Origin of the sequence: Flammeovirga sp. MY04, from assembly GCF_001682195.2 — a bacterium.
Classification (GTDB): Bacteria; Bacteroidota; Bacteroidia; order Cytophagales; family Flammeovirgaceae; genus Flammeovirga; species Flammeovirga yaeyamensis.
Genome location: NZ_CP003561.2, coordinates 597362 through 619917, shown reverse-complemented (window position 1 = coordinate 619917; position 22556 = coordinate 597362). Strand labels below are relative to the sequence as shown.

The following is a 22556-nucleotide window of genomic DNA, read 5'->3' as shown; positions in this document are numbered from 1 at the left end:
TAGTTGATTTTGACCACACTAAAGTGTGGCCAAAACTAGGTAACCGATAGTCAATTATTTATATAATGGACCGTAGTTTGAACACGCACGGTAGTCTGCTCCTTCTGCATCCATACCATGTCCTGCCCATGAACTAGGTCTGAAAATCTTATCTGTATCCACGTTATGCATACACACAGGAATTCTTAGCATTGAAGCTAAAGTGATTAATTCCTCTCCGTAGTGACCAAATGAGAATGCACCATGATTTGCTCCCCAGTTCGCCATAACAGAATACACATCTTTAAATGCTCCTTCGCCAGTTAATCTTGGAACGAACCAAGTAGTTGGCCATGTTTCGTTTGTTCTTTGATCTAATGCTTTATGCACGTGACTTGGTAAATCAACACTCCATCCTTCAGCTAATTGAAGTACTGGACCAATACCTTTGATGATGTTGATTCTAGCCATTGTTACAGGCATACCACCTTTTGTCAAGAACTGAGATGAGTATCCACCACCTCTAAAGTATTCGTGAATGGCTGCCGGCCATTGTGTATTTTTCAGACACTTTTCTTTTTCTTCTTCGGTAATGTCCCAGAATGGTTTCATTACAGGATTTCCGTCTGCATCCGATTGTTGACCAGTACCGTCTAAAGTAGCCGATCCAGAATTGATAAGGTGAATGATACCGTTTTCAGCCAAACCTTCTAAACGCTCACCTGTTACTCTTTCCACAGAATCAGCAGACCAGAATGTTCTTACATCACAGAATACTTGCGCTTGATTTGTCAACAGATAACCAAACAACATCGATACTGCATTTAAAGCATCATTTTCTGTGGCCATCATGTATGGGTTACGGATTCCGTTCCAGTCGAATGATGAGTTCAAAATCGCTTCCATGAAGTCTCCATTTGGCTTAAAGTCCGTCCATTGTCTTTGACCCTGGAAACCGGCAGCAATGGCGTTATGACCAAGTGCTTCCTCACCGAAACCAGCTTTTGCTAATTCAGGATTACCACACATTAAATCTTTGCAGATCAAGGTCATTTTTACGACTTGCTCCCAGATCTTTTCTTTTTCCTGAGGAGTTCTTTGAACATCTTCAGTGTTTAAATCTACACCTTCAACACAATTTTCTTTTGTCCATGCTAGCGCTTTTTCATACTCTGCTTGATCAAAGATATTTTCTTCGATACGTCTAGATACTTCAGACATATCTACATATTCGTTTCTCATACCTAAGAACTCTTGGAAGAAGTTCTCTTCTACGATAGATCCAGCTATACCCATTGACACCGAACCAATAGATAAGTACGACTTACCTTTCATTGTTGCCACTGCTAAACCTGACTTAGAGAATTTCAATAATTTCTCTTGGACATCTTGAGGAATGGACTTATCTCCTGCTTCTTGTACCTCATGAGAATAGATACTAAATGCCGGAACTCCTTTTTGAGAATGCCCAGCCAAAGCTGCTGCTAAATATACAGCACCTGGTCTTTCCGTTCCGTTAAAACCCCAAATGGCTTTTGGAATATGAGGTGTCATGTCGATCGTCTCGCTACCATAACACCAACAAGGAGTTACCGTAATTGACAATCCAACATTTTCTTTTACAAATTTCTCAGCACAATCTGCCGCTTCTTTTACACGACCAATAGTAGAGTCAGCAATTACACATTCTACTGCCTCCCCTGTTGGGTATTTTAAGTTTTCTTCCAAGAACGTTTTTACCGTTCTTGCCATTTCCATCGTTTGCTCTTCAAGGCTTTCTCTTACGCCTCCTAGTCTTCCGTCGATAGTTGGTCTAATACCAATTTTAGGCAAGTTTGATTTATTCAATATCATCTCAGTGTATGGTTAATTTGTTTATTAATTTAATTCATTTATTTCGTTGCGAATCTTCTATAACCGAAGATAGCGATCACTATAAAGCAGATGAGTGGTAAAATAAAGGAGAAGTTCACTCCCGGTAGACCAAAAATGAAGTCCTGATCAATCATTTTACCTTGTAGTGGAGGCATTAACGCCCCTCCTACAATCGCCATGACCAAACCTGCTGCACCAAACTCACTATCCTCTCCCACTTTATCTAAGGCTATACCGTAGATGGTAGGGAACATAAGCGACATGAATGCAGAGGTTGCAACTAATGCATACAAACCTATATCGCCACCGACCAAAATTGTAATTGAAATGGTAGAAATACCACCGCAAGCAAAAATGGTTAATAATAAGGATGGCTTGATATATTTCATCATAAATGTTGCGACCCAACGACAACATAAGAATGTTATCATCGCCACAATATTTAAGGCCTGAGCATCTGCTTTAGAATAACCAATATTTTCAGCGTATTGGATAATAAATGTCCAACACATTATTTGTGCACCTACATAAAATACCTGTGCAATTACACCTTCTCTATACTCTTTGTTTTGGCTTAATCTAGAAAAAATTGCACCAAAATCCACTTTTTGACCAATTTTAGTATTCTGGGGTATTTTAGTCACAGCAATGATAATAAACATTAAAATGACCACTATTCCCAGCATCGCATATGGGTCTCGGATCACCATTAAATCATGCAATCTAATGCCCTCTTTATCAACAGCAGATAAGGTTTCATAAATTAATGATCCATCGGCAGCTTTCTCGGCCGAATGAAGGCTCGACAAGATAAATTGTTGTGCTACAAACATCCCTGTAATAGATCCAATTGGATTGAATGATTGTGCAAAATTTAATCTCCTTGTGGCTGTTTCTTTAGAACCCAAAGACATAATTAAAGGGTTTGCTGTCGTTTCTAAAAATGCCAATCCAAAAGTGATGATATAAAGAGATACTAAGAAGAAAGCAAAAACTTGATATTGGGCTGCTGGAATAAATAATAAACAACCGACAGCATACAAGCCTAATCCTATCATAATCACTTTTTTGTAAGAATACTTTTTGATTAAGATAGCAGCTGGTAAAGCCATTGTAAAATACCCACTGTAAAAAGCCATTTGTACAAAGGCTGCTTTAAAAGTTGAAATTTCCATTACCGTTTCAAAGGCCGAAACCATAGGGTTGGTAATATCATTGGCAAAACCCCACAATGCAAAAAGGCTGGATATCAAGATAAATGGCAGTAAATACCTTTTCTCCACCACTATATCTTTCTTTTTATCTTCTATTTCAGTCGCGACTGAATTTATATTTTCTATTGCTGGATTGTTCATATTTCTTTTTATTGTTGTCATTAAAAAAAGGGGGCAGATATTTTTTCAATACTTCGTGCTTTGTGTTTGTCGATCGTCCCAAAAAATCCCTATTAAAAAATTCATTTCACCCCCATATCTTAAATGCTGATATCACTTAGTTGTACTTTGAATAGTTGCTGACATAAGGAATTCAAATCTGCTTCATCACCTTCAAAATGATAGGTAATATGAGAATGCTTCACCGATTCGTTTTTTCCCAATTCCTTAGCAGGTGATGATGATTCCAACTCATAAAAAGGACCTAACTGACCACCATCTTCCAATGGTCCATCGTTGTAAACATTCACCACATCTCCTTGGTAAGGTGTTTCTTGATGTTCCCAAAGAGAATTGACATACTCCTTGTCTTCACCAAAAGAGAATTGGCAAACGGTTAAGATTTTCTTCTCTGTATCGTAACTTCCAATCAATGGGTTTGTATTTTCAGGAGCCAAACCAATCTTCGTTCTGTGTTTCCCATCGGCTTTTAGCAAGATCATGTCGTTCTTTACTGCAATATTGTCTGATGGAATATCACCGAAATAACTTTTATATTCCGGAGCTCCTTTATAAGTCACTATCATTTTCGATTGATCTGAAGGCTTCAACATTCCTAAGATCCAAATGGATAAAAGTCCTGTATCTTTCGACCAAGGTTGATGACCAATATTCTTAATTTCGTTCACCGATTCAACACCTACATAATCTAATTGCAGCTGATGTAAATCGATACCTAAGTTTTGCTCAACTGTTTTCTGATCAAATACATTTACTGCTCTGTTCACTTGAATATGAAATGGGAAACCTTGGTAGTTTTCCAATTTCATTTCTTTCTGAAAAGATGCACTAGATGTGGATTGGCTTACGACCTCAAACACCTCTGTATCTATTTGTCTTGGCGTTTGCCATTTATCAAAAGTGAATTCATCTCCATTCTTAAAAAAGATAGAATATTGTCCTCCTTCTGGTCCCATCCAGAAACGGTCTTCTCCTCCGTAAACATTAATTTTTTCTTCTAATTTATCTGATGCGATGGCCTCATAATTTAACCATCCATAGCTGTTTCCTTTTTCTCCAGAAGCACTACTTGTCATAATTCTTCCTTGATAAGCAGGTACTACAGCTACTCTACTTTTTCCATCATTATTCGTCAGTACAATGGTTTCTTGATGTTGCTTCAAAAAATCGATATCGTACTCAAAAGTTCCTTCTTTTATTTGATGTTTTTCATCACATCCTGTTATTACTGAAAATGCCATGATAAGTGTAAAAAAATAATATTTCATTTCATTTAGGTTAGTGTTCTGAGAAGGCCTGTAAAAATCATTTTACCATGACATTTACTTCATAATTCTTCTCAGATTGTAAGTCAAAAGTACTTACTTCAATGGATAATTTAGGTTCCAAATCTTTCAAATAGTTACTCATTTCATCACTTTGAAAGGTTTGACCTCTTTTCCACCTTTTATGAATAAAAAGAGAAAAAAGGTCTCATTTAAATCACTTTTGTTGCATTTTCTTTACTATTTTCTTTCAAATAGTATCGTATTAGGCTTATTTCTGTATAAAAACAGTCAATGACTTTGCTCCATGAGCTCCTTTTACCAAAGACTGTTCGATGTCTGCTGTTTTTGAAGGACCTGAGATAAAAACTCCGTATCCATTTTCTTGAGGTCGCACGTAAGTATAAGCTTCGTGCATGTTCCAAACTACTTTTTTGAATGGCATGACAATCACTAAATTTGTAGCGATTGCGGTAAGTGAACGATGCTGCAATTGATCGCCTTCTACCCAAATTGCTCCATTCTCTGCCACTCCCAAATCTCCTTGTATAATGGCACATTCGAGTGATGATTTTTTTACTCCCTCTGTTAAGTCAGATGGAATAGCATCGATTGCTGAATATACTGGTCCGCCTACTCTAAACTCATCTGCAATTTGATGCAATTGAGAGAGATCATCACTCACAATTACCTGTACACCTAAAGAGTGTAACATCTCTATAAAAAAAGCATGTTTGTCTTTTCCTAGGCCGTCGTAAATTGGAATGACCGGCATAGGTTTAGAGTCTAAGTTGATGTTTTCTATTGCTTCTAATATTTGTTCTCTACTGCTCATTTTTCTTACCGTTTTGTTTGTACCAATCATCAAATGTTTCGGTGGGAACTGGGAGTTCTCTATCAATACCCCAAGCGTTTAATCCGTTATAGATTAATGCTCTTGGACCTTTCAGAAAAATATTTCCCATTTTCCCAATCAAATTAAAAAGTGTAGGACTTCCCATGGCTTTTCCTGCGAACTTCATCCCAATTTGTTTGGACTTATCGTAGTTGGTTTCTTTCATCACCAACTGTCTCCATTTATACAATTGCATATGGATATCAATCTTTACAGGACAAACATCACTACAAGAGCCACATAAAGTAGATGCAAACGGCAATGAACTATGTTTCTTTAAGTCTTTTCCTGGGGAAAGGATGGCTCCGATAGGACCCGGGATAGTATAAGTATAACTGTGTCCTCCACTTCTTCGGTAAATCGGACAAGTATTCATACATGCCCCACAACGAATGCAGTTTAAGGATTTTCTAAAATCTTCTCTTCCTAATTGTTCTGTTCTTCCATTATCCACCAAGACGATATGCAACTCTTTGCCATCAGCTGGCTTGTGGAAATGAGAACTGTAGGTGGTAATGGCTTGCCCTGTAGCAGACCTTGCCAAGAGTCTAAGGAATACACCTAAATGCTCTACTTTTGGAATCAGTTTTTCGATACCCATACAGGCAATATGTACTGGAGCTAAATTGGCACCCATGTCTACATTTCCTTCATTGGTACAAACCACAAACCCTCCAGTTTCTGCAATGGCAAAATTGATTCCCGTAATAGCCGCATCGGCATTTAAAAATTTCTCTCTTAAATGTTCACGTGCTGCTCCGGTTAGGTAAGTAGGATCCGAAGCCCCTTTTTCTGTGTTAAGGTGCTTATGAAAAAGCTCTCCTACTTCTTCTTTTTTCTTATGGATGGCAGGAAGTACAATATGACTTGGGTGTTCATTGGCCAATTGCACAATGCGTTCTCCCAAATCGGTATCTACTACTTCTATGCCTTTATCGTTAAGGTAAGGATTCAATCCACATTCTTCTGTCAGCATGGATTTACTTTTTACCACATTTTTCACTTCATGTTTAGCCAATATGGAATGAACAATCTCGTTGTGCTCCTGAGCATCTTTGGCCCAATGCACATGCACTCCATTGGCATTCGCTTTCTCCTCGAATTGCATCAAATACCCATTTAAATTGGATAATGAATGTGCTTTAATTTGAGAAGCGATCTCTCTTAACTCTTCCCATTCTGGAATAGAGTGAGCCGATTTATCTCTTTTTTCACGAACAAACCAAAGTGCCTTATCATGCCAAGTTACACGATCAGGATTTTTATTGAATTGCTTTGCTCCCTCTTGATGTGTTTTATACTGCGTTGACATGTTCTTCCGTCTGTTTTGGTGTTTCTGATATTTGAGCAGCTAAAATTTCAGCTAAATGAATTACTTTTATATTTAATTTCTTTCTTTGGATGATGCCGTCTAAGTGCATCAAACAAGACATATCTCCGGAAGTGATATATTCTGCTCCCGATTGGATATAATCATTTATTCTGTCGTTGCCCATTCTAACTGATACATCTGGCTGGGAAACACTAAATGTCCCACCAAATCCACAACATTCATCGGCTCTATTAGGTTGAATTAAGGTAATGCCTTCTACTTGTTTTGCCAACTCATCTTGCTTGGATACATCACAAGTAACTCTTTCGGAACATTGCCCTAAACGCATCCCTCTTAAGCCATGACACGATTTATGTATCGCTACTTTATGTGGAAATGATGCTTGTAATTGATCTTCCTTGACCACATCAAATAAGAATTCCGTAAGATCTAACACCTTATGAAGAATAGGCTTCATTTCTTTATATAGCTTCCCACCGTGTTCTCGGATATGTAAAATACAACTTGCAGAAGGGGCAACGATATAATCAAAGTCTTTAAACTGTTGATAGAAAACTTTTAATGCATCCACACCATCATTTTCACAGCCGGCATTGGCCATAGGCTGACCACAGCATGTTTGTCCTGATGGATAACCTACATCGCCGTATTTTTGTAAAAGTTGTAAAGTTGCTTTACCCACTTCCGGGTAGAATTGATTTACATAGCAGGGTATAAATAGTCCTATTTTCATAAGATTTTCATTTCATTTAGTTAGGGAATTCGATAAAAGTATTTTGCTATTTGATCATGTGTTGTAGTAAAAAGTATTGCCTGTAACATTGAACAAGCAATACTTTTTGAAAAAATGAATTAGTTGGAAATCTTAATTCATAAAAAAATTAGCGATCACACATTTGACTCAATAATTATCTTCTGTTGACGACTTTTGCTTTTTTGTAATAGTCGTTTTGAAGAAGCTCATCGTCCGACCAGTTTGCACGCTTATCGTACATTCCTAATTTCTGACGAATGGCAATCATATCTTTTGCTTTCTCAATACCTACACAAGAGATTTCTGGAGAAACTGTTGTGGCTACCATCACTGTTTGACAAATAGCTTCTACATTTTCCATTTTCCAGTAAGCATCTTCCAAGTGGCTACCCCAAACAATTACACCATGGTTTTCCATCAAAACTGCTTGGTGGTCGATTGCTGTTTCTCCGATTACCTCTGCGTTTTCTGGTGAACCTGGAGTTTCATATTTTGCTAATCCCATTTGACCTAAGAAGATATCTGCTTCAGGAATAACCCCTGTTGGAGGTACAATAGAAGCGATAGCGAAGGCTGTACCATGAGGAGGATGGGCGTGTACACATGCTTTAGCAGCTGGCATTCTTCTCATGATTGCCAAGTGAGTTAAAGCTTCTGAAGTTCTTGGTCTATGCCCTGCCTTTTGATTTCCGTCTAAGTCAATTAAACAAATATCTTTTGGCTTCATCAAACCTTTAGAGATTAACGTAGGTGTACATAAAACAAGATTATCGCCTACACGAACAGTGATATTACCACCGTTTCCGTCTACATAACCTCTTTCCCATAGTCTTCTACCAGCAATACAAATATCTTTTCTAAGCTTTTTAATCGCTTTCGATTTGTAGAATAATTCTACTTCAGTTCGAGTAACAGGATCAGATCCTTTCTCCCATTCGAACTCTAATTTTGGTAACTCAGGAGTGATTTTCCAATTTGAATCTGAAGTACTCTTTTTATCAATTTTTTTCGCTTTAATTGGTGATACCGCGTTCATAATTTATTTGTGATTTTATTTTTTGATCCATTGTTGTTTTGTCACATTACAAACATACTACCCACCCCAAAAGAAAGTGTCCTTGAGTTTCCTGCATACCTAGCAGGAAACCGCAGGAAATTAAAAAAAAACATTAATCGTAGATTGCACACATAATCCGATTGGAACTTCAAAAAATTATAAATACACAAACACTATGTCAGATCTATCAACTATTACTGGTAATCAAGTAAAGACTTACCAACAGTTCATCGCAGGCTCTTTTTCGAGTTCAGCGGATCATATCGAAGTACTAAATCCTTGTACGGAAGAAGTTATCGCTTTAGCACCAAGAGGAACTAAAGATGATGCAGACAGAGCAGTTGCAGCCGCTAAAGCAGCACAAACTGAATGGGGATTACGTCCATCTGTAGAAAGAGCAGAATACCTAAAGAAGATGGCACAAGTCATTCGTGAAAACAGAGTATTTCTAGCGGAAACATTATCTACTGAACAAGCAAAAGTAATGGGCTTGGCGCAAGTAGAAATTGATGTAACGGCTGTTTATTTTGATTATTATGCTGGTTTGGCTCGTTCTTACGAAGGAGAAATTATCCAAAGTGATCGTCCAAACGAGCAAATGATGTTACACAAATTACCTATCGGTATTGCTGTAGGTATTACGCCTTGGAACTTCCCATTCTTTGTCATGGCGCGTAAGATTGCTCCTTCTTTATTGACAGGTAATGCTTGTATCGTAAAGATCAGTGAGGAAACACCAATGGTTTGTATGGAATTCGCAAGATTAATCGAAAACATTGGTTTGCCTGCAGGTATTTTAAGTATCGTGACTGGTTACGGTCATGAAATCGGACAAGCTTTAACAGAAAATCCTGATGTAGGAATTATCAGCTTAACAGGTTCTGTAGTAGCAGGTCAGAAAGTAATGGAAGCTGCGGCTAAAAACATTACAAAAGTATCTTTAGAATTAGGTGGTAAGGCTCCTGCAATTGTTTGTAAGGACGCTGATTTAGATTTAGCAGTGAAAGCCATTGTTGCCTCAAGAGTAATCTTCAGTGGTCAGGTGTGTAACTGTGCTGAAAGAGTATATGTAGAAGAAGAAGTGTATGATGAGTTCATGACTAAACTTCTCCCTGCCATGAAGGCTGTTCGTGTGGGCGATGCTCGTACAGATGAGAAAGCTGACATGAGTGCACAAATTAACTCTACTCAACTAATGAAAGTAGATCAAATGGTAAAGCGTGCAGTAGAGCAAGGTGGTGAAGTACTTTTAGGTGGTAGAGTATCTAACCGTTTCAACAAAGGTTACTATTATGAGCCAACAGTCATTGCCAATGTAGAGCAACATCATGAAGTAATGCAGAACGAAACATTCGGTCCTGTACTTCCAGTAATGAAAGTAGCATCATTCGATGAAGCTTTGGACTTTGCTAACGATAGCGAGTATGGTCTAACGTCTTCAATCTATACTAATGATATCAATAAAGTATTAAGAGCAACAAAAGAGCTTCGTTTCGGTGAAACTTATGTGAACCGTGAAAACTTCGAAGCCATCCAAGGTTTCCATGCCGGATTTAGAAAATCGGGTATTGGTGGAGCTGACGGAAAACATGGTCTTGAGGAGTACTTACAAACTAAAGTGATGTACATCCAGCAGAACTAAAACTCACAATACAGTATAAACGAATATATTTTTAAAAGGCCAAGTTTTTCACTTGGCCTTTTTTAGTTTCTATCGAGAATATCCTATAATGCTATAAAACTATTTATTTTTAATTTTTTCCAGTTCCTCTTCGATTCTCCTATTGATATCAATCTTAGCATCTTCAAAAATAAATATTGATGTGCCATATTCTCTTGCATAAATATTCGTTACCGAATCATGTAATGCTGAATACTCGAAATAAGGACTTGTTTCTTTCAGTTCATTATCTCTTTCTCTACTGTACTTTACTCGAATTAAGTTGGTGTACTTTGTATCTAGATCATACCAATTGACATAGTCAGCATCAAATGAAACGGCCTTGATTCCATTTTTAGAGTAATAATTTATCGCTCCTGCCTGACCATAATTATCACATAATACTAAAGTTTTATCAGGTTCTTTGATCAAATTATACGCTACATCTACTTTCTCTGCTAATTCACACCATCCCAACATATCAGCATAATCTTGTGGAATCTGATGATCTTTCCCATCCTCCCATCTCAACAAACCAAGTGCTTTATATTCTTCTTGATTTTGGATAATATATTCAGGTGTTTTATTGGGAAATGCGATATCATAACTGAGTATCATGACCAATAAAGGTAAAGCGATTAATATTGGCTTAATTACTTTACCAATATTGTTTTCTAATTTATTGATTAAATAAACCGACCCAATAGCGATATAAATTGGATATAAACCGATGGCATAATAATCTTTCGCTTTTAAATAGGTGTATATGATCAATGTGAAGAGAAATGACCAAAATAAAAATCTAAATTTGCCCAAATCCTTTGATGTCGATAAACCTGTAAGTGCTGCGAGAATGACAAAAATAGAACCTGTAAAAAAGAAGAGTTGATTTTTGAGAAATGATAATCTTTGTACATTCACTAATTGTGTATTAGCCAACTCTTCCATATGTTTAAAGACAGGAAAGTCATTACTGTATTGCCAAAAAAGGTTGGGTGATATTAGCACGATAGCTAATAATATCGCTCCATATACTTCTTTTCTTAGTAATAGCTTTCTAGTTTTTGTCATCAAAATGCCTGGGATAAGTCCGAGTACCAAAAAGGCAATGTTGTATTTATTAAGAAAGCCGAGAGCAAAAAATACAGCTGTCCAATACATCCACTTTGGTTTATCAGTATTTATGTACTTTATGATGAAGTAAAAAACGACAGTCCAACTTAGTACATCAAATGAATTGGGTTGAAAAAGGGTATTTAACCTTAGTAAGGCAGAAAATAAAATACAGGATGCACCAAGTATTTTTGCATATAGATTTCCCTTCAGCTCATCAATTGTAAACCAAACTACCACCAAAGTTAAGGTGCCAAATAAAGCAGGGAAAAACTTCACCCAAAAAACTGTATTCCCTAATAATTTAATAAGAAAAGAGATCCATGATGTAAATGGCGGAATTGATGTAAATCCTAAAGCCAAATGATTCGCTTGATCTAAATGAAGAAATTCATCTCTCTGTAAATCGTAACCTGAATCTATTAAAATAGATTGTAAGAAAAATTTTAATAGAATGAATAAGAGTAATAATAGAGATTCCTTAGTTTTCATTTGTTAGTTTTTTGAAAGATTATTCATTAAAGATAGTCTATTATAAATTAAGCATTGGTATGATAAATTCCTTTATTAATTCTATTCTGTCTTTTGCTCTTGGGAAAAATGTAGAAGTGATAGATATTACTAAATCCTTTTCGGGAGATATAAAAATAATATTCCCTCCATCTCCGATAGCTGAATAGGCATTTATAGTTTCGTCTTTTATTATCCACCATAAATAACCATAAGGCAGTTCGTTAAACAAACTATGTACTTTGGTACTTTCTGCAATCCATTGAGAAGAGACGATCTCTGTTCCTTTCCATTTACCTAGATTCAAGTATAATTGACCAATTTTTGATACATCATTTAAAGTTAAAGCTAGTCCCCATCCTGCGGTATTCACCCCTTTTGGATCTACTACCCAACCGCTCACTCCTTTATTTTTCATAAAAGCAAAGTACTCTTCTTTATTTTTTATAGGTGCATGGTGAGTTGATTTAATATTGAGTGGTTGGAATAAATTTTCGTTTGCAAATTCAACGATAGACTTACCGATTGAGTTAACAAGAATTCCTGATAAGACCTGTAATCCAATGGTGGTATATTTAAACTGACCCATTTTACCTTTACCACCCAAAAAACCTAATACACTTTTCGTCCAATCGTCACTGGAATATACTTTTGTGTAGGGTTCATATTTAAACTTGTAAGGGGCAGTCATTGTTATAAGATCTCGGATCGTGATCTCTTGTATAGTCGTCTCCCTCCTTTTGATCGTATAATCTGGAAAAAACTCTAAGATTTTCTGATCGATACTTTTTATAAACCCCTTATCGATAGTAATTCCAAGGAGTAGCGATACTATACTTTTCGTTACAGATGCTACATGCACACGATCTTGGTTTGTGTAACCGTTAAAATAATCTTCAAAGACAATCTTGTTTTCTTTAACAACCTCTATACCAGTAATATTACTGTATTTAGTTTGAATCAGATTCCTTAATTCTAATGTTCCTGTGGTTCTCATTTTCATTCTAAGTTTCCACAAATCTATATTAGTTTAAAAGGTTATTTGCTATCATGATTAAACAATTTTAAAAGAAAAATAAATTCATTTATGATCATAAACTTCATTTCCATTTTAAGGAGTTGACTATTCGATTACCCTTGTTCTTGATTTTCTTAGTACAATGTTTAAATTTTCATCAACCCTTCAATCTTATTGATGGATTTATGTCGAATCTTCTCTTTGTATGTTAACCATCCTCCAATTGCTCCAAGTATACTCCCTATTACGATTTCTTCAAACCGAAGCACAATTAATGTATTGGTACTATGAAAAAGTGGATTTGCTGCTTCATTTAATAAGATGGTAAACGGTGTAATGAACACAACTGCTAATGCATATTGTCTCACCACCAACATTTCAATAACTAATTGAAGGATAATTATTGAAATGCAAATTGTTATGGGAGTGTAATCGATAAAATGAAATAAGCACCAAGTGAATCCTATTCCCACAAATGTTCCTAAGATTCTTTGTATCATTCGTTGCCTTACGTGATGTAATGAAACTCCTTGCATTACCGCTGCACATGAAATAGGAATCCAATAAGGATTATCTAACTGTAAGTAATAACCAATCCCTAAAGATGTAGACATTAATCCACCAAAAATGATAGTTTCCCAAACATCTGCATACGGATTAGGTTTAAAAATAGGAACTATTTTATCTTGATTAGCTTTTGGATCTTTAATCGAGAGATAAAGTAAATAAAGTAATGCGAACATACAGGTTAACATAGTTCCTAAAGTCATCAATCCCACCTTTAAAGGAATAGATGCGATATCAAAGGGCTGACAAATAGACATTGCTGCTATTAATATAAAGAAAAAGCTCTTAGGTGGTGAAGTTTTATAAAATAGAATAATCCAATGAACAACCACTGTAAATAATCCAAATGCTATGATCGAAACAACTGGATGAAAACTAAAAAAATAACCAAATGCAGATGAGGCAATAAAGCCAAATGAACAAACCAAAAGAGTTAAAATTCTATTGGTATATGATCCTGTTTCAGGAAGATAAATTATTACCAACCCACTTAAACATGCTGTTAGTCCGAATTGAAGAGACCCAAAATATAAACCTAATAAAAGGGGCACTCCTATACTTATGGTGGTTAATAAAGGTTTTTGCCATTTATTATTTGATGATTTAAAGGCAAAAAGGAGTCGAAACTCCTCCAATAATTTTTCTATCATATAAAATTAAGTTGTAGTTTTTATGATTGGATTAGTTAGTATAAAATTGTATAGTGAAGAAAACCCGGTTTAGCATTGGGAGTTTACTTTCTTATAATTGGTTTATAGTCAAAAATTGAAGGCATAAATGCCTTATGATTATAAAAACTCCGTCAAACAACTCACCTCTTTTCCATCAAAAGCAACTCCCACAAGCATGATGTCTGTTTTGTTGTTTTCTTTTAGAGTGGTTATATATTTCGAATCGTGAATTTGTTTAATTGCATCCTTTGCTAATTCAGGTAATGGCGGAGAACTAGGCCTTAATTTTTTAAACTCTAGAATCCAACCTCTTGAGTCTTTACTATCTTTAGGATAGATCATTAAATCTGCCCTCCCAAGTCCTGTTTCGGGATTAGATTTTACTATATACTTGGAAGAAAGGTGAGCCATTAAGCCTAAAATAAATGCATGATAAACTTTTTCGGGTAGAGATCCGCTATGTTGTACATCATGAAAACTAAAAGAGTGAAGTAAATATTCTGATAAAGCTATTTCAAAATCTTTGGCATTTTGATCTAGTAAAGCTGTAAGAATTGTACTTTCACTTACCACAGTAGATTTTGATAATAACCTTTGAAGCATCTGTCTGTAAACCGTTTTCACTTCTATATTCGGTATTCTCAAACCATGATAAGCTATACCATCAATATTTTTTGAGAAAGTTGTTGTTAAATATCCATTAAATAAAAGTAACCCTAAGACTGTCTTCTCATTTCCAGCATCAAGATCTTGAAAAATAGTCGTTTCTTCTACTTCACATTCCATTACCTGACCATCTATAAAACCTGTCAGTTTTTTCTCTAAATCAGCATTCGCATTCGTCAATAATTCCTCAATCAATTCATTTGCTGATGTATTTACCCAATAGGGTCTAAAACCTTGTTTGGGTTTATTGGCAAAGCTTAAAATCGACCAAGGATTATATATATCGGAATGTGTCCCAATTTTATAACCATTGTACCAAGACTTCACGTCCTCAAAAGGAACATCAATCTGACCATCCTCTAAAAGTTGTTTCACTTCTTGTTCTGTTAATCCAAATTTATCAGCATAATCATGATCAAGAACAGTATTGACTTCAAGATTATTCAAACCAGAAAATATACTTTCTTTAGCAACTCTTAGGATGCCAGTGATAATCCCCTTGAACAAATAATCATTATCCTTAAATCCACCGGATAAAAAACCACGCATAAAGGTGATCATTTCATCGTAATAACCAGCTTCCCATGATTTAATTACACAAGAATCGTATTCGTCAATCAATATGATTACCCTTTGTTGATAGTAATCATGTAAAATTCGAGAAAACTTAATTAAAAAAGTTGATAATTCAGAACTCGTTAATTGATTGCTTTTTAGTTTATCAAAATATTTCAAATCATCAGTATCCAAATTAGGGTTATCGATAATATTTTGATATCCTTTTAAAAATTCTTTTAAAAGATCTGTTATTTTAAGTAGAGCTGAACTAAAAGAATTCTCCTTTATGTCTTTCAATGAAAGATAAACTGTAGGATACTTCCCTTGATGCTTCCAAACATCCGATTTTCTAATCTTAAGGTGATCAAAAAGGGATTTATTTTCCTCTTCTTTTTTTATATCAAAAAATGCATGAAGCATAGACATGTTTAATGTCTTACCAAATCTTCTTGGACGAGGTAACAAAATAGAAGTCGCACTACTTTCAACAATCTCTTCAATAAATAAAGATTTATCTACAAAGTAGTAATCGTCTCTAATTACTCTTTTAAAATCTGAAATGCCAATTGGATATTTTTTCATGCAATTTTATTCTTTTGGTAAAGATAAGAAATTATCAATTTCGATGGAGTAAGCATTTAAGTTTTGTAATAAAACTAGATATTCTACTTTATACCTTCCTTTTAATTAGATTCCTCAACACAACAATAAAATCCAAACCAGAAACTAACAATAGCACCCCAATCACCCATAAATACAAATAATCTAATTTCTTAACCTTAAGTTCTATTTCGGGACCTAAATCAAAAGAGGCATATTGTGGTTCACTTAAGAACTTTTCATGTATCACTTTTAACTGATTTTTAAATGGTTTAAAGCGGAAATTCACTTCATCCAAACAACCAATATTAAAAGGTAAATTAATTAGCTTTTGAACAAATTGATCTTTCAATTCTATTAGAAGAATTTCATTTTTCTTCGTTTGTATTAGCAGTATTTGATGGGTCGTATCGAAATCTATTTTCCTGATATTGTCAATGACAATTGTCCTACTCTCTAAGACCAAATGTATAGAATCATTTTGCAAAAAACTTTCAACAACAACTTCATCTATTGATGAGGTTAAGGAGTCGATCTTGGCTTTTTTAGATTGATATTTCTGGCTATTTTTTGAGGAGGGTAATCTTTTAGGAAGACTTTTATTTTTAAGATTTTCTTTATTCTTTAAACCATAGTCAATCAGTTTCATTATTCTATTAATACTGAATTTCTTTGATTGATATTTTATAGTCAAAGCCTCTCTATCTTCAAATTGTATATCATAATAGTAATTATGTTTGTGAGTTTCTTCTAAAGAGGAAGTATATGACATAAATACAGAGTCTTTCTCATAAAAATTACAATAGTCTTCCCTGTAATCTAGGTATACATAAGCCGTACTATCTACCTCTCTTATGAAATTGTTAATCATCGAGAAATAAGCATTGTAAATGTGTTGATGATAGGAAGAATTCTCCTCAGTTGTAATTTTTAAAATGAGGTTGGATTGTTTGACCACCCGAAAATAATCCTCATGTGCTTCTAATTGAAATGAAAGGAGAAGAAAAAGAATGCTTAATTGTCTCATAGAATTTAGTTTTTACAAGATCAATTTACAAAAAATCAAAATTTGTAATACTTATAAAAGCATAAAAAAGGGCAAAACTTTCGCTTCACCCTTGATATTAGAGAATTAACAAACAAATTATTCTAAAACACTACCTTCCTCACATCACTCGAGTGTTGATCGATGATCTTAATGATAAATATTCCTTTTGATGAAAAGGGCAATTGAATACGCGTTCCATCCAATTCCTTTTGTAATAGTTTTTGCCCACTTAAGTGATAAATCAAAAGAGTATTTCCTTTCAAATCGCTATTTGATTTTATCTCCAAAGTATTTTCATTGGATTTATATACTTTAATATTTTCCTTTTGATGATGAGAACTCGTTGGGGCATCTCCCTCTTTTAAATAGAGGTAATAACTTTTTGTTGATCCATTTTGAGCAGTTACCACAATAACATGCAAGTCACCACCCGATTGAGGGTGATTTACATTATAACTTGCATTCTCCTCTTCTAAAGTGACTTTAAATGTAGGTTGTTCCCTCCAACGACCATAAAGTTCATAAGTAAGTTTATCTTTTTGGAACTCTTCTACTTTCTGATTATCAATGGATATTTCTAAAATATTGGCATTGGCATATCCTCCTTCTACATCATAATGAATGACATACTCCTTGGAGAATCTTCTATCTTCGGCAGTCACTTTGATAACCGTTGGATAGATCACATCCTCTTCTGATAAAATTTCAACAATGGCATTTGCATCATTTGCAACCGCTGTAATTGTAGGAGTTTGTGTTGTTCCCCAAGGTAAATGATGAGTAAACTGATCCAAGTTATTATCCAATTCTTCGAAAATCACACCATCAAATTTTAATTCTTTTAAAGTGGTATCCTTACTCCCTTTGGCTACAGCAAAAGGTTCCCCCTCAGTAAATAACAAGAGTTCTATTTCAGCAGTTGATGAATTATTAGACAATAAGGTGATCTCATTCTCACCATTGATGGCTACAAAATCACCTGAAATAGTCACTTCTACTTCTTCAATAAGATTCCAGTTTTTATCAAATACTCCTGCTTTATCACCTCCTCTATACTCAATATATGAGGTTGATGAGGTCGATAACTCCACAGATGTATTTACCCTTAATATCTGATTACCCATTTGAATAGTCGGATCTACCACCACTCCTTCTCCAAACATAAACCTTATTTGGAATTGAGGTACTTGATCTTTGTAAGGATTGATTAACCTCTTCGATTCATCAAACGACATTTCTACTTTTGGTACATACATTCCATCTTCTTGTAGCATATGAAATAAAGCGTAGGATAGGTCTTCGGCTACATCAGATGGGTGCTCTACCATCATTTTTATAGGATAAATTAGAAAATCGTCTTCACTATCAAAGTCTCTTAATTCAAATGCAGTATTTGATGCTATACGATTTTTATAGGTCGTATGTGTTTCCAACATCGATTGTCTTTGCTCTTCAGTTAAATTTCTATTTACCGTTTTCCACTTTGGTAGAAGAGACAATATTTCAGAAGTTTTCCCATATTGTTGAAACTCTTCCAACGTAATTCCAAACATAGGATCAGGTCGTAAAATGGAGAAATTACTACCATTATAAGCAGCCTGACTACTCAACATAAATTGTGCAGCCAACATATTTGATGATGGCTTTATAATCCCTTTATCTGTTGTACTCAAGCGCTCCAATCGAAGTGATGCACGACCGATATTATGGTCCCCCACCGGAGATTGTAAGAATTTCTTGGTACGGTTGATTTTATACTCCATATATCCAGCATTGGGAGGAATTCCGTTGGATGTACGTACCAAAACAGGATGTTCCACATTTTCATACACTGTCTGTGCAAATTTCTCAAAGCCCCATCTACCGTTATATACATGAATTTCTGCACCATCAAAAAGAGTATTTGATACTTGACAGTCATTGACTAAGCTTGCATAATTTTTTGCTACTGTATCGAATAAATCAGAGTAATTATCAGGAACAAAAACAGTATTGTAAGGACTTAGGATCCCTTTTACAATTTCCCCTTCTTCATGTGCTGACCTTAATGTTCCATTTATACTTCTATTGGATAAAGTAATTTGCCATAAGCCAGTAGTATTATCCTTTTGGATGTCACTAATCCTCATCAATTCGCTACCTATTTGCAAATACTCATATCTAAAAAATGTAGGTAATGATTCAGTACGCTGACCAAAAATTTCTGTTTCTTGTGATAAAGTTGAAGGTGGTTTATACCATGCTTCTTTGGGCTTAAAAGTTAAAATGATATCATTTTCAGAGATGGATTGATCTAGCGTTCCCTCAACCCAAGTCGCCAACTCGTCCGATAAATTTTCCTGCGCATACAAAGGATCTCTTTTCCCAATTCCTCCACTTACATAATGCAAATTGATGCTTCTTCCGTTTTCTCTTTGTTGTAATGCAAATGATTTTAATTCTGCTTGATTTTGAAACACACCACTCACTTCCCAATTGAGCGTATTATCGGGCCAAAACCCTCCTTGCCAAACATCGGTAAAGAAGTTAATTGTGGTCACATCAGATTGTTTGATATACGGCTCAAATAATGGTAACTCTTCTACACTTTGAGGTCGGATATACATCACACTTTGATCCGAAAACATCTCTTCCCACTCTTCTACCCATTGTTTTGCTCGATCATAATTCCACACACCACTCACTTTTGGATGAGGTATGGCTTCATTTCCCCAAGCCTGAAGAATACTTTCATCCTCCTCTGCCTCATTAGCATAAGCGTACATGACAAAACCACCCAATAAGTTATCTCTTTTATAGCGATCCCAAACATGCTCAAAAGTTAAAGTGCTTGAGTTACCACTTTTTCTTAAAGTCGATATGTAATCAAAAGCCATTAACTTCATGGAAGCACGGGCACTGAGTTCAAATTCTAGCTTTGCACCCACAGGAAAATTGCCATAAAAATCAACCATATCAAAAGATATATAAGTCGGCGTAACATTGATATTGAAGCTTGCCATTAATTTTTCATCAGCAGTCGAAAATATCAGTTGATCTCCCGAACGAAATATTTTATTAAGTTCGACTCTTTCCCCACTCATCAAAATTATATACATCGATGATCGGTTCGTCGAAAGCAAAACTTCATTCCCATCCTTCAATTTTAAGGAAGTGATTTTACCATCAGGTTGAAAAGTAATCGTAAACCTTTCTGAAGAAAATACCACATCTGAAGTTACTTCCGTTAGAGGTGATGGCTTTGTTTGATTCTCTAAACTTTGAGCAATTATAGAAAAAGACAACGTCTGAAAAAGTACAACAAATAACAAATATTTTTTGATGTAGTATGCTAGTATTAATTCTTTCATTCCAAGTATTTATAATTATTGGAATAAAGTAACAACAATAGAATTTGAGGTGATTGTTCATTACTTTCTTTGATGTGCGTTTAAATATCAACCCTATTTTTTCCAATATTTAAAATTGCACTAACTAACTGATATAGACGACTGTAAACTCTTTACTTCAAGGGAAAGAAAATCATCTTAAAATGTAATAAACGTGATAAGTAATAAATGTTAGGATGGATATATTTATTAGGAGATTTTTCCAGTTTAATACATTCGTTATCAATAAAATTGATAGTCTTAAAATGTTTCGTAGGGACGTTACAGTGCAACGTCCGTACACATTTATACTGCTTTTTTAGAGAAAAGTATTAAACAAATCATCTTCATTATTAATTAATTTTTTTGAAATGAAATGTAACTACACAATCTTCTTTTATTTCATCAGTTCGTTTCTCTTTTTCCAATCTTGTGTGAAAATAATAGAGAAGGATGATTTAAAAAGACCCAACATTATCGTGGTCATCACCGACGACCAAGGGTATGGTGATTTAGGACATACAGGCAATTCGATTATAAAAACACCAGCAATCGACTCCTTTTCCAAACAAAGTGTCAACCTCTCTAATTATCACGTTTCGACAACATGTGCACCGACAAGATCGGCCATGATGACCGGTAGAAACCCTAACAGAGTGGGCGTTTGGCACACCATTATGGGAGCATCTATGCTAAATGGGGACGAACAAACTTTACCCGAGGTATTGAAAGAAGCGGGATATACAACTGGGATGTTTGGTAAATGGCATTTAGGTGATAATCATCCGTTTCGACCTCATGATAAAGGTTTTGATAGTGCACTTTACCATGGTGGTGGTGGAATCGGACAAACGCCAGATTATTGGAACAATAATTACTTCGACGATACGTACTTCAGAAATGGAGAGCCAGAAAAACACGAAGGCTATTGTACAGATGTTTGGTTTGAGGAAGCTATCAAATTTATTGAAAACGCTAAAGATGAACCATTCTTTACCTACATCAGTTTGAATGCACCTCATGGTCCCTATAATGTACCAAAGGAATATTACGATCTCTATGCTGATGAAACAGAATTGCTAGAAAGTCAAAAACGATTTTATGGTATGATTACCAATATCGACGATAACTTTAAGACATTACTGGATAAACTAGACGAGCTAAAAATCTCAGACAATACCATCGTCTTGTTTACTACGGATAATGGTACCGCCAATGGATTTAAAAAAGATCCTAAAACGAAGAAAGTATACGGTTATAATGCTGGAATGAGAGGAACAAAAGCGAGTCATTACGACGGCGGACATAGAGTTCCAATGATTATTCGTTGGCCTAACGGAGCACTTGAAGGTGGAAAAACATTGTCTGAATTAACATCACATGTTGATTTACTACCCACATTAACGAGCTTAGCCAAGGTCCCTTTTACTCCTAAAAAAGAGTTGGATGGTGTGGATATCAGCCAATACCTTCAAAACGAAAATAAGCCGGAAGAACGTATGATTATAGTGGACACTCAACGCTTATCCTGGCCCAAAAAAGGAAAACAAAGCTGTGTGATGCAAGGCGATTGGCGTTTGATTGATGGTAAAGATCTCTATAACTTAAAAACAGATCCTGGTCAAGAAAACAATATAGCAGATCAACATCAAGAAAGAGTGGAGAAAATGAATGCTTTCTATACTACTTGGTGGGACAAGATGATTCAGGAAACAAAATATTCTGTCATTGATTTGGGTATCGATAAAGTAGATGTCATCACTTGTCACGATGCTCATACAGATGATGATAATTACCCGCCTTGGAATCAAAAACTTATTCGAGATGGTAAACTGATGAAACCTGCTAAATTCCTAGTGAACTTCACCAAAAAAGGAAAATATAAAATTGGTTTAAGTCGTTGGCCTGAAGAAAGCGGACTTCCGCTAAATGCCGAATTAAATGATGATTATCCGATAACAAAGTATGTGGATGCTAGAGTAAAAGGAAAGTCATTGGAGTTCGAAAAAGCGTTTATCAAAATTGGAAACAAGGTATCCGAAGCATCGGTTGACAATACTTTAACCTCCACAGACATTACTGTTGATGTTGAGGAAGGACAAACAGATTTAACAGCTTGGTTCACCACAAAAGATGGTGAAGAAACGAATGCGTTTTATTTGTATGTGTCTAAGGTTGAGGAGGAGAGTTTGATGTAAATAAATCAATAGAGGTCGATTCATAAA

Annotated in this window: 15 protein-coding genes; 2 read left to right on the top strand and 13 right to left on the bottom strand. The window is 35.3% G+C overall.

Annotation, left to right across the window (positions count from 1 at the left end; translation table 11 throughout):
- Window positions 1-54: 54 nt before the first annotated feature.
- The 7 genes from MY04_RS22415 to MY04_RS22385 all read right to left on the bottom strand — a co-directional run bounded on the left by MY04_RS22415 (window position 55) and on the right by MY04_RS22385 (window position 8531).
- Entirely contained in the window at window positions 55-1833 is a 1779-nt protein-coding gene (locus MY04_RS22415; protein WP_066214552.1) for an L-fucose isomerase, read from the bottom strand.
- A 38-nt stretch (window positions 1834-1871) separates the two neighbouring features.
- Window positions 1872-3209: an L-fucose:H+ symporter permease gene (gene fucP / locus MY04_RS22410; protein ID WP_084006194.1), complete on the bottom strand. Its 1338-nt coding sequence runs from the start codon at window positions 3207-3209 to the stop codon at window positions 1872-1874.
- A gap of 119 nt (window positions 3210-3328) precedes the next feature.
- A complete protein-coding gene (locus MY04_RS22405) occupies window positions 3329-4516 on the bottom strand; it encodes a DUF6786 family protein (RefSeq protein ID WP_066214550.1) in 1188 nt (395 codons plus the stop codon).
- A 268-nt stretch (window positions 4517-4784) separates the two neighbouring features.
- The gene (locus MY04_RS22400) at window positions 4785-5348 is read right to left on the bottom strand and encodes a LutC/YkgG family protein (protein WP_066214549.1); all 564 of its coding nucleotides are present in this window, start codon (window positions 5346-5348) and stop codon (window positions 4785-4787) included.
- On the bottom strand, window positions 5338-6720 hold the full coding sequence (locus MY04_RS22395) for a lactate utilization protein B (protein ID WP_066214548.1): 1383 nt from the start codon (window positions 6718-6720) through the stop codon (window positions 5338-5340). The genes MY04_RS22400 and MY04_RS22395 overlap by 11 nt, the downstream gene beginning before the upstream one ends.
- On the bottom strand, window positions 6704-7474 hold the full coding sequence (locus MY04_RS22390; RefSeq protein WP_066214546.1) for a (Fe-S)-binding protein: 771 nt from the start codon (window positions 7472-7474) through the stop codon (window positions 6704-6706). Before MY04_RS22390 ends, MY04_RS22395 begins: the two co-directional genes overlap by 17 nt.
- A 175-nt stretch (window positions 7475-7649) precedes the next feature.
- Window positions 7650-8531, bottom strand: coding sequence for a class II aldolase/adducin family protein (locus MY04_RS22385; RefSeq protein WP_084006072.1), 882 nt, complete (start codon window positions 8529-8531; stop codon window positions 7650-7652).
- Window positions 8532-8727: 196 nt separating this feature from the next.
- Between MY04_RS22385 and aldA the strand changes: the two genes are divergently transcribed.
- Window positions 8728-10194: an aldehyde dehydrogenase gene (aldA, locus tag MY04_RS22380; RefSeq protein ID WP_066214544.1), complete on the top strand. Its 1467-nt coding sequence runs from the start codon at window positions 8728-8730 to the stop codon at window positions 10192-10194.
- Between the two features lie 99 nt (window positions 10195-10293).
- On the opposite strand, the gene MY04_RS22375 is transcribed toward aldA, so the two are convergent.
- From MY04_RS22375 to MY04_RS22350, 6 genes are all read right to left on the bottom strand, one after another.
- Window positions 10294-11817: an ArnT family glycosyltransferase gene (locus MY04_RS22375; protein WP_066214542.1), complete on the bottom strand. Its 1524-nt coding sequence runs from the start codon at window positions 11815-11817 to the stop codon at window positions 10294-10296.
- A 40-nt stretch (window positions 11818-11857) separates the two neighbouring features.
- Window positions 11858-12853, bottom strand: coding sequence for a serine hydrolase domain-containing protein (locus MY04_RS22370; protein ID WP_236941123.1), 996 nt, complete (start codon window positions 12851-12853; stop codon window positions 11858-11860).
- Between the two features lie 146 nt (window positions 12854-12999).
- Window positions 13000-14070, bottom strand: coding sequence for an FUSC family protein (locus MY04_RS22365; RefSeq protein ID WP_066214540.1), 1071 nt, complete (start codon window positions 14068-14070; stop codon window positions 13000-13002).
- Between the two features lie 138 nt (window positions 14071-14208).
- Window positions 14209-15897 (bottom strand): AAA family ATPase, encoded by a 1689-nt coding sequence (locus MY04_RS22360; protein ID WP_066214539.1) that lies wholly within the window; start codon window positions 15895-15897, stop codon window positions 14209-14211.
- Window positions 15898-15985: 88 nt separating this feature from the next.
- Window positions 15986-16687 (bottom strand): hypothetical protein, encoded by a 702-nt coding sequence (locus MY04_RS22355; protein ID WP_158297856.1) that lies wholly within the window; start codon window positions 16685-16687, stop codon window positions 15986-15988.
- A gap of 377 nt (window positions 16688-17064) precedes the next feature.
- The gene (locus tag MY04_RS22350) at window positions 17065-20313 is read right to left on the bottom strand and encodes a hypothetical protein (RefSeq protein ID WP_066214536.1); all 3249 of its coding nucleotides are present in this window, start codon (window positions 20311-20313) and stop codon (window positions 17065-17067) included.
- Between the two features lie 389 nt (window positions 20314-20702).
- Between MY04_RS22350 and MY04_RS22345 the strand changes: the two genes are divergently transcribed.
- Complete coding sequence (locus tag MY04_RS22345; protein WP_066214534.1) at window positions 20703-22529, top strand: arylsulfatase; 1827 nt, start codon at window positions 20703-20705, stop codon at window positions 22527-22529.
- Window positions 22530-22556: the final 27 nt, after the last annotated feature.